Annotated in this window: 12 protein-coding genes; 5 read left to right on the forward strand and 7 right to left on the reverse strand. The window is 63.9% G+C overall.

The genetic code is table 11. The annotated features are described in order from the left end of the window. Positions 1–32: 32 nt before the first annotated feature. Together cls and AB4Y42_RS24720 are read right to left on the reverse strand one after the other, a co-directional pair. On the reverse strand, positions 33–1,304 hold the full coding sequence (gene cls, locus AB4Y42_RS24715; protein ID WP_368695634.1) for a cardiolipin synthase: 1,272 nt from the start codon (positions 1,302–1,304) through the stop codon (positions 33–35). Between the two features lie 73 nt (positions 1,305–1,377). Next, entirely contained in the window at positions 1,378–1,854 is a 477-nt protein-coding gene (locus tag AB4Y42_RS24720; RefSeq protein ID WP_368695635.1) for a MarR family winged helix-turn-helix transcriptional regulator, read from the reverse strand. 95 nt (positions 1,855–1,949) lie between these two features. On the opposite strand from AB4Y42_RS24720, the gene AB4Y42_RS24725 reads away from it, so the two are divergent. Then, a complete protein-coding gene (locus tag AB4Y42_RS24725) occupies positions 1,950–2,318 on the forward strand; it encodes an antibiotic biosynthesis monooxygenase (protein ID WP_368695636.1) in 369 nt (122 codons plus the stop codon). Positions 2,319–2,423: 105 nt separating this feature from the next. On the opposite strand, the gene AB4Y42_RS24730 is transcribed toward AB4Y42_RS24725, so the two are convergent. From AB4Y42_RS24730 to AB4Y42_RS24745, 4 genes are all read right to left on the reverse strand, one after another. After that, positions 2,424–2,765: an RcnB family protein gene (locus AB4Y42_RS24730; RefSeq protein ID WP_342924740.1), complete on the reverse strand. Its 342-nt coding sequence runs from the start codon at positions 2,763–2,765 to the stop codon at positions 2,424–2,426. A 65-nt stretch (positions 2,766–2,830) separates the two neighbouring features. Then, positions 2,831–3,037 (reverse strand): hypothetical protein, encoded by a 207-nt coding sequence (locus tag AB4Y42_RS24735; RefSeq protein ID WP_154678146.1) that lies wholly within the window; start codon positions 3,035–3,037, stop codon positions 2,831–2,833. A gap of 383 nt (positions 3,038–3,420) precedes the next feature. Continuing rightward, the gene (locus AB4Y42_RS24740) at positions 3,421–4,962 is read right to left on the reverse strand and encodes a methyl-accepting chemotaxis protein (RefSeq protein ID WP_368695637.1); all 1,542 of its coding nucleotides are present in this window, start codon (positions 4,960–4,962) and stop codon (positions 3,421–3,423) included. A gap of 149 nt (positions 4,963–5,111) precedes the next feature. After that, positions 5,112–5,495, reverse strand: a complete 384-nt coding sequence (locus tag AB4Y42_RS24745) for a DUF3311 domain-containing protein (RefSeq protein ID WP_368695638.1) — start codon at positions 5,493–5,495, stop codon at positions 5,112–5,114. Positions 5,496–5,696: 201 nt separating this feature from the next. Here AB4Y42_RS24745 and AB4Y42_RS24750 point away from each other — a divergent pair, with 201 nt between their 5' ends. Then, positions 5,697–6,152: an MEKHLA domain-containing protein gene (locus AB4Y42_RS24750; protein ID WP_368695639.1), complete on the forward strand. Its 456-nt coding sequence runs from the start codon at positions 5,697–5,699 to the stop codon at positions 6,150–6,152. A gap of 28 nt (positions 6,153–6,180) precedes the next feature. On the opposite strand, the gene AB4Y42_RS24755 is transcribed toward AB4Y42_RS24750, so the two are convergent. Further along, entirely contained in the window at positions 6,181–6,822 is a 642-nt protein-coding gene (locus AB4Y42_RS24755; RefSeq protein ID WP_368690786.1) for a TetR/AcrR family transcriptional regulator, read from the reverse strand. A gap of 426 nt (positions 6,823–7,248) precedes the next feature. Between AB4Y42_RS24755 and AB4Y42_RS24760 the strand changes: the two genes are divergently transcribed. From AB4Y42_RS24760 to AB4Y42_RS24770, 3 genes are read left to right on the forward strand one after another with little or no spacing between them, the layout of a single operon-like run. Continuing rightward, positions 7,249–8,352, forward strand: coding sequence for an efflux RND transporter periplasmic adaptor subunit (locus AB4Y42_RS24760; protein WP_368695640.1), 1,104 nt, complete (start codon positions 7,249–7,251; stop codon positions 8,350–8,352). A gap of 9 nt (positions 8,353–8,361) precedes the next feature. Next, the gene (locus AB4Y42_RS24765; protein WP_368695641.1) at positions 8,362–11,583 is read left to right on the forward strand and encodes an efflux RND transporter permease subunit; all 3,222 of its coding nucleotides are present in this window, start codon (positions 8,362–8,364) and stop codon (positions 11,581–11,583) included. Then, positions 11,580–13,043 (forward strand): efflux transporter outer membrane subunit, encoded by a 1,464-nt coding sequence (locus AB4Y42_RS24770; RefSeq protein ID WP_368695642.1) that lies wholly within the window; start codon positions 11,580–11,582, stop codon positions 13,041–13,043. The genes AB4Y42_RS24765 and AB4Y42_RS24770 overlap by 4 nt, the downstream gene beginning before the upstream one ends. The last annotated feature ends 87 nt before the right edge of the window (positions 13,044–13,130 follow it).

The following is a 13,130-nucleotide window of genomic DNA, read 5'->3' on the forward strand; positions in this document are numbered from 1 at the left end:
TGTCGATTGGCATCGCCGCGCTCGCGCAGGCCTCAGAGCTGCGAATCGAGCAGGGCGGCCGCGTGTTCGAGCAGCTTTTCCTGGAGCGAACGGCGGCGCCAGTCTTCGAGCGTGATGCGTTTGGCGAGGGCGGCGTCGGCATCGAAAATGGCCGTCTGCTGGCGCGCGAAATCGCGGTCGTAAATGTTGAGATTGGCCTCGTCGTTGAGCTTGAACGAGCGGCTGTCGAAGTTGGTCGAGCCGACCGACACCAGATATTCGTCGACGACGATCAGCTTGCAATGGAACATCGTCGGCTGATACTCGTACATCTCCACGCCCGCCGCGAGCAGGTCGCCCCAGCACGCGCGCGACGCCTCGCGCACCGTGTGGGTGTCGATGCGCTTGCCGGGGGTGATGATGCGCACCTTCACGCCGCGCTTCACCGCTTCGACGATCGCGTTGATCGTCAGCTTGTCCGGCACGAAGTACGCCGTCGACAAATGGATGGAGTGCGCGGCGGCGGTGATCGCCATGAGGTACATCAGCTCCATGTCGTCGCTGCCGCCCGAGGGCGAACTGCTGAACATGTGCGCGAGGCCGTCGCCCGCGGCGTCGATCTCGGGAAAGTACTCCGGGCCGTGCAGCACATTGCCCGTCGACTTGACCCAGTTGTCCATGAAGACCGCCTGCATCTGTCCGACCGCCGGGCCTTCAATGCGAAGGTGCGTGTCGCGCCAATGCTTTTCGTCCTGCGCGTGGCCGGTCCATTCGTCGGCGATACCCACGCCGCCCGTAAAGCCGATGCGTCCGTCGATCACGAGCAGCTTGCGGTGCGTGCGGTCGTTCATGCGGCCAAGACCCGTCCAGTGCGGCTTGTGATACAGCACGAGCTGGGCACCCGCCTCGCGCAGCATGCTTTGATAGCGCTTGTCCATCTTCGACGAACCCATCCAGTCGAGCAGCACATGCACAGCGACGCCCGCGCGCGCCTTGTCGGACAGCGCGCAAGCGATTTCTTCGCCAATCGCGCCGGACCAGTAAATGAAGGTTTCGAAGGTAATGGTGTGCTGCGCCGAGCGGATGCCCGCCAGCATCGACGGAAAGATTGCGTCGCCGTTCACGAGCACCTCGAAGCGGTTGCCTTCCACGACGGGCGGCCCGAGCAGCAGCCCCATCGAACGGATGAACTGCGGACTGTCGCTCGCGTAGAGCCGGTTGATCTTGTGCTCGATCTTCTTTTCGCCGCTCGTGAGGTTCGCGATCACCAGGATGACGACGAGCGTCACCGCGACCGTCACGACAATGAGGGCAATGGTCGACATGCGTGGGCCTCGCCTCGCGGATGGTAACGATGCCCTGCTGTAGCACATTGCATGCGCAAGCAGCGCCGCTCGATCAGTCCGGCTCGTCGGCTCCGGCCATGTCGTCCAGATTCGCCTGCAATTTCATGATGACGCGCTGCAAGGTCTTGATTTCGTTGACGGTCACGCCATTGGAGAGCTGGTTGACCCAGGGGGCCTGAAGACGCATGGCCGCTTCGAAGGCTTGCCGGCCCTCGTCGGTCAAAACGACAAGCTGCGCGCGGCGATGGTGGGGGTTGGCCTCGAAGCGGACCAGACCGTCGTTGGCGAGGTCGTTCACGATCCGTTGCACGTTTTGCCGATTGGCCCCCAGGTCGCGGGCGATCCAGGCCACTGGCTGCGGCCGCTCCGCGGCTCGGATGGCGCCGAGCATTTGCCAGCGTGCGCTCGTGAGCCCGAGGCCCTCGACCAGGCGGTCGCCCGAGGTGAGCAGGGCGCTATTGAGCCGGAAGAGGTCGAGCATGATGCCCGACAGAAGTTCGCCGGCCGGTGTTCTCGCAGGTTCATGCATATGTCACCTTATTTTCAAATTGACATCATCATGTCAATTTACTATAAATTAGCCATGACCGGTTGACATCATGCTTTTAGACTCTGGAGTGCACCATGCTGCAATTGCGACCGCTTGATCCTTCTTTCCCGATCGAACGCCAACTTGCCATTGACGCCGAGCCCGTTGTGCTCGTGAATGTATTCACACTGGATCTGGCCGATGAGGCGAAGTTTCTCGAGGCCTGGCAGGAAGACGCTGCGTTCGTGAAACAGCAAGCCGGCTTTATTTCAACGCAACTCCATCGGGCGCTCGGAGAGCAGGCGGCTTATTTGAATTACGCGGTCTGGGAATCCACGGCGCATTTTCGGGCGGCGTTCTCTGCGCCGGCGTTCCGGTCGAGCCTGGGCGCTTACCCTTCCTCGGTGATCGCGTCGCCGCATATCTTCCAGAAAGTGGCCGTGCCGGGTATTTGCGAGAGCTAGCTTTATTTGCCGTCGTTGCGGCTTGATTTCAGGTCGCTATCTGATGCCGGCCCTTGGCCGCGTGGCGGCGAAGAGCGGGCAAAGCGTGGGAAAACAACGGCATGATCAATGGGTGGCGGCGGGCAGAACCGTTGAGATCACACCGGTCGCGCTGGCAACGAGCACGTAGTCGCCGGCTACGCCGACCCAATGGTAGCCGCGCGGGGGCGCTTTCAGGCCGTGCTGGTTCCAGTTTTCGACCACGAAAATCCGGTCACGGTACTCAGGCGGCAGGCGGTCGCCGCGCTGCCAGTCGCGATGCGGAATCGCACCCACCGGACGGTTGGCTCGTTCGATCGACGTGGGCGGCGGGTTGCCCGGACGGTGTTCAGGCTGCGATGCGAACGCGGTGCCTGTCGTTGCGAGCAGGGCGGCAATAATGAAGAATGTCGTGACTTTCGCTTTCATGGTGAATGCTCCAAATAGCGTTCAAGAAAAGAGGAAGTGAGATGAAATTTCCTTAGGAATGTTGATCACTCACTAACGGATTCACTTCCACCGGATTCGCTGGCGCGACGCTCCTCATCGGCGACGCGGTTCGACGTGCGCTTCTTGACGAGGGATTCGCCGTGCGGGACAGAGGTCGGCGCTGGCAAGCGGGCCATAGCCATGAACGGCGCCATCATGAGGAGGCCGGCAATCGCGAACGAGGCGTTGAGTCGGTTGATGTACGAGTTCATGGTTTTCTCCCTGGCAATGAAATAAAGGATGACTAAATTATCGATGGATTGACTCGAGGTTCGAGGGGAGCCCCGGGAAGACTGCGTCCGAATCCAAAGCTTGCACCAAGTTTACATTTCGTAAGATTTGCTTTCAAGCAATGGAGGTGAAGTTTTTGTGCGGCGTATCGCCTCACAAAATTGGAGCGCGAACACGGCGGAGGTGGCCGCCAGAGCCGCAAGGCGAGCCGCGGCCGGGCGTGTCAGTCAGTGACGGCCAGCCTGCGTTGCACAGACCAGCCGGGGAACAGGCTCAGAGCGCGAGGACGCGCGCCTCGCCCGCAAGATGCCGGACATGCCGCGGCGCTTATGTCCCCCAGCGCGCGCACGGCAACCGCTTGAAGTCAGGCGATCGCGCCCTCCCTGAGCCTGAACGCGGCCACGGTCTCGCGAAGCGCGTGCGCCTGCTCGGCCAGCGCATACGTCGCAGCCGATGCTTCCTCCACGAGCGCCGCGTTCTGCTGCGTGACCTCGTCCATTTGCGTGACGGCGATGTTCACCTGCTCGATGCCCGTCGACTGCTCGCGCGACGCCGTCGAAATATCCTGCACGGTGCCGGAAACCCGCTGCACGGCTTCGACGATCTCGTCGATGATGTGGCCGGCGTCGGCCACCTGGGACGATCCACTTTCGACGTGTTCCTTCGACTGTTCGATGAGCGCCTTGATCTCGCGCGCCGCGCTCGCGCTGCGCTGCGCGAGCGTGCGGACTTCGCCCGCGACGACGGCGAAGCCGCGGCCTTGCTCGCCCGCGCGCGCCGCTTCGACGGCGGCGTTGAGCGCAAGGATGTTGGTTTGAAACGCGATGCCGTCGATCAAGCCGATGATCTCGCCGACCTTGCTCGAACTGTCCGCAATGGACTGCATCGTGCCGACCACGCCGCGCATTACCGTGCCGCCGCGCGCCGCGGTCTGCGCCGCCGTCCCCGCAAGCGAGCTGACGTGCTCCGCGTTCTGCGCGTTCATGCGTACGATCGACGTCAGCTCTTCCATGCTTGCGGCCGTTTCTTCGAGCGACGCCGCCTGCTCTTCGGTGCGCGAGGACAGATTCTGGTTGCCCGAGGCGATCTGCGCGCTCGCGGTTGCCACGCCTTCGGCATTGGCGCGGACCTCGCTCACCACACGGGCGAGGCTCGTCTGCATTTTCGCGAGCGCAGTGAGCAGCTCCGCGGTTTCGTCGTCGCCATGCGCGTGCAGATCGGTCGACAGGTCGCCGTCGGCGACCTCGCGCGCAAAGTCCACGGCGCGGCCCAGCGGGCTCGTGACCGTGCGGCTGAACAGCACGCCGCCCGCCAGCGCGAGCAGGAACGCGACCACCATCAGCACCGCGCTCACGATGGTGGCGTGCGCGGCCTGCACCGCGGCCTGGGTGGCCACTTGCGCGTTGGCGGCGGCAATGGTCTGCGCGGCGCGGTCGAGCAACTGGGCTGGCGCGCGATCGACGCCGGCGACCACGGTATCGCCAGCAACGGGATCGGCGCCCGCCGCCTTGAACGCCTCGAAGCCCTTGCGATACCCCTGGCCCATCGCCTCGTGCGCCTCGGCGAACTGCGCGACGAGCGTGCGCGCTTCGCCTTCGGGCAGTTTCGTTTCGAGCGCGGCGGCGAGATCGTTCACGGTACGCTCGCGCTTCTGAAACGCGCTCCAGTAACGATCGAGTTTTTGCGGGTCCTTGCCGCGCAGGAGTGTGTCTTTCCACTCCTGCACCTGCAGCTTAAACTCGACGAGCGTGGCCGACACCATGCGCTCGCTCGCGGCAGCGTCCTGCACGGTGGTGCGGTAAGTATCGATGGCTTCGTTGAGCGTGTGGATGCCGTAGAACGCACCCGCCGACATGAGGGTGAGGGACGCGGCGAAGGCGAGAGGAATCTTGCGGCTGAGTTTCATGGGAGTCGTATGGCTGTAAATGCAGGGGCGCATGACGCGCCGACCTCCTTATTACGGCTCGAGCCTGCTGTTCTTGAGTTTTCGCGCATTACGCCTGCTTTCGTCATACATATGCCGTTGTAAACACCTTGCGCGTGCAGCGCCGCGAGCTAGAACTCGGCCTCCCCTTCAACCGCTTCGAAATGAAACTCGGCCGCAGAGTCCGGGTCTGGCGTCGAGGTGCCGTCGCCCCTTGCGGCGCGATTCGCGGCATTTACGTCGCTTGCGAGAAACACGATGCCGCTTGTCACGCAGCCACCCAGCAGCCAGAACAGCGGATACCAGTAGAAGAACGGCATGCCGTCCCACATGGGATCGATCGTGTCCCAGGCGGGCACGGCGATGAGGGCCAGCCTCGGCAAATACAACAGGGAAAGCCAGGCATCGGCTCGCAGCGAAGCGAATGGATACCACGTGTCGAGGACCGTGTTGTTGCGGGAGACGGTAGCGAGGCCGAAGCCCACCGCGCCGGTGTTCAGATAGTGAGGTTCCATTGGCGGACCCAAGATGTTGATCCGCTAACAGAACACTCAGTGTTCCGGTCGTATTCCAGCTGGCCCGGCGCGCAGACGCAGCCGTTTTTAGCGCGTATGTACCGGCGTGTATTTGCCGCTGGGCTCGGCGCCCACCTCACGCGCGGTTGATAGAATTGCGCAACGCGCAAGCCACCCCTCGACTCGAAGGAGCCAGTCTGCATGACACGGAACACGGATACCGAGTTTTTTCGCCTTCTCGCCAACAGCTATCGCCGCCTGTTGGGCGTTGCGCTCGTACCCGAAGGCATGAGCGACACGGAGAGCGCGGCCTGGCTCTACGAGCACGCGCCGTTCGGCTTGCTTGCGCACGGCACGCAGGCGGACCCCGTGTTCATGTATGGCAATCGTCGCGCGCAAGCGATCTTCGGCTACGACTGGGACGAAATCACGGCGCTGCCTTCGCGTCTTTCCGCGCAGGCACCCGAGCGTAGCGAGCGCCAGTCATTTCTCGATTCGGTGACACGCGAAGGCTTCGTGAAAGACTATCGCGGCATCCGCATCACGAAATCGGGGCAGCGCTTCTGGATCGAGTGCGCGACCGTATGGCAACTGATCGACGAAGCCGGTGTGCTGCACGGGCAGGCCGCGATGATTCCGCACGTTGCGCCTTGCTGACGCGGGCTTGCGGTCGTGAAGCCCGCCATCATTTCGCATTCTGCGAACCCTTGCGGTTCGCTTGCGGCGCTGCCACGGCGTAGCCCGCGAGGAAAACATCGATTGCCCGGTTTACGACCTCCAGCAATTTCGCGCGCGAGGCTTTGACCTCATAGCCAAGCGTCGCGATTTCGACCAACTCGGCTTCGAGCAGCGCCAGCAGATGGTGCGCGGCGACGCCTGGGTCGCACGGCCGGATTGTGCCCGCTTCGATCGCGCTCGCCAGAAAATCGCGCACGTGCATCAAGCCCCGTTTCGGACCCGATTCGTACAAGGTCCGCCCCACGTTCGACCGGTCGACCTCCTGATAGCACAGCCGGCGCGTGGCCAGAAAAGAGGGCTGCAGCACGGCCGTCAGGTAGTGCACCCCAAACGCGACGAGCGACTCGCCCAGCGGCATATCGAGCGTCAGCTGACTGAACGCATGGCGGATTTCCGTCCCGGCGCGGCTTGTCATTGTTTCAGCAAATAACGCCTCTTTCGACTCGAAATAGCTATACAGCGTCGCCTTCGACGCACCCGAACGAGCCGCGATTTGCGTCATCGACGCCTGCTCGAAGCCGACGTCCCGGAACACAGCCAGCGCGGCTTCGATGATGGATTGACGCTTTTCTTCGGTCTTCTTTCTCATGGGGTCTCCCTTCCTCACTCGCTCTCAGGCCGGGACGCGAGCGCCCGCGCCAATACCCCGGCCCGTCACGGATTGAAACATTCGTTGCCGGGTAAGGCGATTGACAGCCATCGATCGTTCCATTATAAACCATGCCGTTCAGTTTAGTTATGTGACCGGGAACATCCAATTCAGGGTTGGAAGCTGATGTGCAACGAGGCATCAGTCTTTCCGGGCTGCAAGACTTCAACCGCTTAGTACTGCGAGTCAATGGCTTTGCGCCTGCCCATGTTCCGGCAAGGCGAGTCAACGCACGATTCGATGGGATATATGCCACAAGAGATTCATGCTAGAAAGAGGCGGAGCTGGAAGAGCCAACGCCTGGGCGCGGCGCTTTTCTGCTCGACCGCCATATTGATCGCCGGCTGTCAACGTCACGACGCTGGGATGCCCGCCAACCCCGCCAGCCAGAGCGTCGAAGTCGGCGTCAAGACGCTCGCACCGCAGCGCATCGTGATGACGGCCGAGCTTTCCGGCCGGCTTTCGTCCCTCAAGGTCTCGGATGTGCGGCCGCAAATCGGCGGCATCGTGCAGAAGCGGTTCTTCGTCGAGGGTTCGGACGTGAAGGCGGGGCAGGTGCTCTACCAGATCGATCCGGCCACCTACCAGGCGACTTACGATCAGGCGCGCGGCACGCTCGCCAAGGCGCAGGCAACGCTCGCTTCCGCAAAGACGAAAGCCGACCGCTACGCACAGCTCGTGAAGATCAACGCGGTCAGCGCGCAGGACAACGACGATGCGATCGCGGCCGTTCGCGAGGACGAGGCCGACGTGATTGCGGATCGCGCATCGCTCGAGTCGGCGCGTATCAATCTCGGCTACACGCGGATCACGGCGCCCATTTCAGGCCGCATCGGCGCTTCGTCGGTGACGGAAGGCGCGCTCGTGACCTCGGAGCAGACCACGGCACTCGCCACCATTCAGGCATACGACGAGATGTACCTCGACGTCACGCGCTCGAGCGCCGACTGGCTGCGCTTGCGCAAGGCGTTCGCCTCGGGCCGGCTCAAGCGCGCGGGCACGGGCGCGGCGGTGCAGCTCGTGATGGAGGACGGCACGCCGTACGCACACGCAGGCGTGCTGCAGTTTTCGGGCATCACCGTCGACGCGACGACGGGCTCGGTCACGCTGCGCATGGTCTTCCCGAACCCGGACGGCGAACTGCTGCCCGGCATGTTCGTGCGCGCGCAGCTCGACGAGGGCGAGAGCACGAGCGCGCTGCTCGTGCCGCAGCTTGCGGTCACGCGCGCGTCGGACGGCGGCGCGAGCGTATGGGTCGTCGATGCGACGGGGCATGCGAAGCAGGTGGCCGTGCACGCGGACAGCGCCTATGCAGACCAGTGGATCGTCACGAGCGGACTGAAGGCCGGCGATCGCGTGATCGTGAGCGGGTTGCAGAAGGTGCAGGCTGGCGTGGCGGTACACGTGGCCGCTGACGCCGCCTCGGGCGTTGCTGTGACTTCAGCAGCAGCTTCAGCGGCGAAGTCGTAAGGAGGGCGCATGGCAGGTTTCTTCATCCAGCGCCCGATCCTCGCGTGGGTCGTTGCGATCGTCATCATGTTGATCGGCGGCGCGGCGACGACCACGCTGCCGATCGAGCAATATCCGACCATCGCGCCGCCTTCGGTGCAGGTCACGGCGACCTATCCGGGCGCCTCCGCCGACACGGTCGCGAAGACCGTCACCCAGGTGATCGAGCAGAAGCTTTCCGGCATCGATAACCTGCTGTACATGTCGTCGACTAGCAGCGGCGCGGGGCAGGCGACCATCAACCTGACGTTCCGGCCCGGCACGAATCCGGACATCGCGCAGGTGCAGGTCCAGAACAAGGTGACCCAGGCCACCGCCTCGCTGCCGGAGACGGTGCAGGAGCAGGGCGTGCAGGTCGCGAAGGCGTCGAGCGACTTTCTGATGATCGTCGCGCTGTCGTCGCCGGGCGGCACGCTCAATTCGATCGACCTCGGCAACGTCATCGCCACGCAGATCGAGGACCCGCTTACGCAGATCAACGGCGTGGGCGACGTCACGCTGTTCGGCGCGCAGCATGCCATGCGGATCTGGCTCGATCCCGTGAAGCTGCGCAGCTTCGGCGTCACCGCGTCCGACGTAACGACGGCGGTCACCAACCAGAACGTGCAGCTTTCCGTGGGCGAACTCGGCGGCGCGCCTGCTACGGATTCCCAGGCGATCAATGCGACGATCTCGGCGTCGAGCCTGATGACGACGCCCGACCAGTTCGGCGACATTCTCCTGCGCGTGAATAGCGACGGCTCGAAGGTTCGGCTCAAGGACGTCGCACGCGTCGAGGTGGGCGGCGATTCATACGATACGTCCTCGCGGCTCGACGGCAAGCCGGCCGCTGCGCTGGCCGTCAAGCTCTCGACCGGCGCGAACGCCATGGCGGTCGCGAAGGCCGTGCGCGCGAAGCTCGTGGAGCTGCAGCCGCAGTTGCCCAAGGACGTGGCGATCGCGTATCCGTACGACTCCACGCCGTTCGTGAAGATCTCGATCGAGGAGGTCATGAAGACGCTCTTCGAAGCGGTGATCCTCGTGTTCCTCGTGATGTATCTGTTCCTGCAGAACCTGCGTGCGACGCTGATTCCGACGATCGTCGTGCCGGTCGCGCTGCTCGGCACGCTGGGGGTGATGTCGGCGATCGGCTTTTCGATCAACGTGCTTTCGATGTTCGCCATGGTGCTCGCGATCGGCCTGCTCGTGGACGACGCGATCGTCGTCGTCGAAAACGTCGAGCGCATCATGGCCGAGGAGAAGCTCGACGCGAAGGCGGCCACGAAGAAGGCGATGAGCCAGATCACCGGCGCGCTCGTCGGCGTGACGACCGTGCTGACCGCCGTCTTCATCCCCATGGCCTTCTTTTCCGGCTCGACCGGCGCGATCTATCGCCAGTTCTCGGTCACCATCGTTTCGGCGATGGTGCTCTCGGTGCTGCTCGCCATGACGCTCACACCCGCACTCTGCGCGAGCCTGCTGAACCCGTCGGCCGTCGAGCACGCGCAGAGTCGCGGCTTGCTTGGCGCGTTCAATCGCTTCTTCACGAAGAGCAACGCGTGCTACAGCACCACGCTTGCGCGCGTGGTGGCCAGGCCCGCGCGCTGGATGCTCGGTTATGCACTCATCGCGGGCGTGGTCGGCATTCTGTACGTGACGCTGCCTTCGTCGTATCTGCCGGAAGAGGACCAGGGCTCGATCATGGTGTCGATTTCGGCGCCGGTCGGCACGCCTTCTTCGAAGACGCTACAGACCGTGGGCGCCGTCGAACAGTACTTTCTGAAGCAGCCCGCGGTGACGCACGTGATGGCCGTGAACGGTTTCAGTTTCAACGGGCAGGGGCAGAACAATGCGCTCGCATTCGTGCAGCTGAAGGACTGGAGCCAGCGCGGCTCGAACGATAGCGCGCAGGCGGTGATCAATCGCGCGAACGCGGCCTTCGCGGGCAATCGCGATGCGCAGATCTTCGTGATGAACGAGCCTGCGATTCATGGTCTCGGCACGCAAAGCGGCCTCGACTTCGAGATCGAGGACCGCGCGGGCCAGGGGCATGACAAGCTGTTGAAGGCGCGCAACCAGTTCCTCGCGCTGGCCGCGAAGGACCCGTCGCTCGCCATGACGCGTTCGGCCGGCCTCGAAGATACGCCGCAGCTTTATGTCGATATCGACCGGGAGAAAGCGAGTGCGTTCGGGCTGTCGATCGCCGATGTCGACACGACGATTTCCACCGCGTTCGGCTCTGCATACGTGAACAATTACATCGATACGGGGCGGATCCAGAAGGTCTACGTGCAGGCGGACGCACCGTACCGGATGATGCCAGACGACATCGGGCAATGGTACGTGCGCGCGGATTCGTCGTCGTCGAGTACTTCGTCATCGTCGAGTTCGTCATCGAGTTCGACTTCGGGTTCGTCGTCGACATCGTCCACGACGACGACCGGCTACGACGGCCAGATGGTGCCGTTCTCGGCGTTCGCCACGACGCGCTGGACGTTTGGTCCGCCGCAGATCGAACGCTACAACCGCGAACTGTCGATGCAGATGAGCGCGCAGCCCGCACCCGGTGTGAGCACCGGCCAGGCGATGGCCGCCGTCGAAAACCTCGCGAAGCAATTGCCGGCCGGTTTCGGCATCGAGTGGACGGGGCAGTCGTATCAGGAAGTGCTCGCCGGTTCGCAGGCCACGTATCTGTATGCGATTTCGCTGATCGTGGTGTTCCTGTGCCTCGCGGGGCTGTACGAAAGCTGGTCGGTGCCGCTCGCGGTCATTCTCGTGGTGCCGATCGGCGTGCTTGGAGCACTGTTGGGCGCGCATTTGCGCGGGCTGTCGAACGACGTCTATTTCAAGGTCGGCCTGTTGACGACAATCGGCCTCGCAACGAAGAACGCGATTCTGATCGTCGAATTCGCCAAGGACCTCCAGGAGCAGGGCCGCGGGCTCGTCGAGGCCACGCTCGAAGCGGCGCACCAGCGTCTGAGGCCGATCCTGATGACCTCGCTGGCGTTCGTGTTCGGCGTGCTGCCGCTCGTGATCAGCACCGGCGCGGGCTCGGCCGCGCGCCATGCGATCGGAACCGGCGTTGCCGGCGGGATGATCGCGGCGACGGCGCTCGCCATCTTCTTCGTGCCCGTGTTCTTCATCGTCGTGCGCCGGCTGTTCAAGGAGCATGGCGACGGCGAAGCCGCACAGCCCGCAAAGGACCAGCAATGAAACTGAAGCTTTTGACAGTGCTTTGTGCGGCAGCACTGAGTGCATGTTCTCTCGACCCGGTTTATCAGCGGCCCGCTGCGCCGGTCGCCACCGCGTGGCCAACGGGCACCGCGTACGACGCGGGTGCATCGGCGGCTACGTCCCCCGCGCCTGCCACGTCACCTGCGGCACCGAACGCGGCCGAGGTCGGCTGGCGCGACTACTTCAAGGACCCGCGCCTGCAGGAGCTGATCGCGCTCGCACTCGACCACAATCGGGACCTGCGGGTCGCGGCGCTGCAGGTGGCCGAGTACGAGGCGCAGTACCGCATCACGCGCGCCGAGCTGGCGCCGACGATCGACGCCGGCGGCTCGCTCACGAACACGCGCACCGATGGCGCGGTCAGCCACTCGAATACCGTGTCGGTCGGCACGACGTCGTGGGAAATCGACTTTTTCGGGCGCATCCGCAGCCTCAAGCGCCAGGCGCTCGAAAACTATCTGTCGACGCAGGCCTCGCGCACCAGCACGCAGCTTTCGCTCGTGGCCGACGTGGCGACCGACTATCTGCAATTGCTCTCCGACGAGACCTTGCTGAAAGTCTCGACCGACACCGTCGCGGCCGATCAGAGCACCTACGACCTCACGGTGAGCATGATGAAGATCGGCAGCGCGTCGCTGCAGGACGTGCGCGAGGCGCAGACCTCGCTGGCGAGCGCACGCGCGAGCGTGGCGTCATACACGCGCGCGGTCGCGCAGGACCGCAACAATCTGATTGCCGAAATCGGCTGCCCGTTGCCCGACGACTTCGCCACCGGGCCCACGCTGCTCGAGAGCGACACCATGTTCGCCGTCGTCGATGCGGGCATGCCGTCCGATCTGCTCGCGCGGCGGCCCGATATCGTCGAGGCGGAGCATACGCTCAAGGCGGCGAACGCGAACATCGGCGCCGCCCGCGCGGCATTCTTCCCCAAGATCGAGCTGACAGCGAGCGCCGGCACGGCCAGCACGAGCCTCTCGCAGCTGTTCAAGGCGAGCACGGGCGCGTGGACGTTCGCGCCGACGATCACGATGCCGATCTTCGATTACGGCAGCAACAAGGCGTCGCTCGACGTGGCGAAGATCGAGAAGGATATCGACGTGGCCGACTACGAAAAGGCGATCCAGACGGCGTTCAAGGAAGTGTCGAACGCACTGGCGGGGCGCGCGACCTATGTCGATCAGGTCGCGGCGGACCGCGACTACGTGAAATCGGCGCAGGATTACTACGATCTCGCGCAGGCGCGCTACAAGACCGGCACCGACAGCTTCCTGACCGTGCTGACCGCGCAGCGCACGCTCTATACGGCACAGGAGCAACTCGTCAGCGACGAACTGGCGAAGCTCTCGAATCAGGTCACGCTGTACAAGGTGCTGGGCGGCGGCTGGTCGGCGACGAGCGTGCACGAGCAGGCTGCCGCAAGCGAGCAGGCGCGTTCCTGAAGCTTGCAGCCCAAAATGCGGCCCAGGCGAGTCACCCGCTAGAATTGCAAGGGTCGGCGCTGAGTTGTGCAGCGGCGCTTGTGACTT

Origin of the sequence: Paraburkholderia sp. EG286B (genome assembly GCF_040965655.1) — a bacterium.
Lineage (GTDB): Bacteria > Pseudomonadota > Gammaproteobacteria > Burkholderiales > Burkholderiaceae > Paraburkholderia.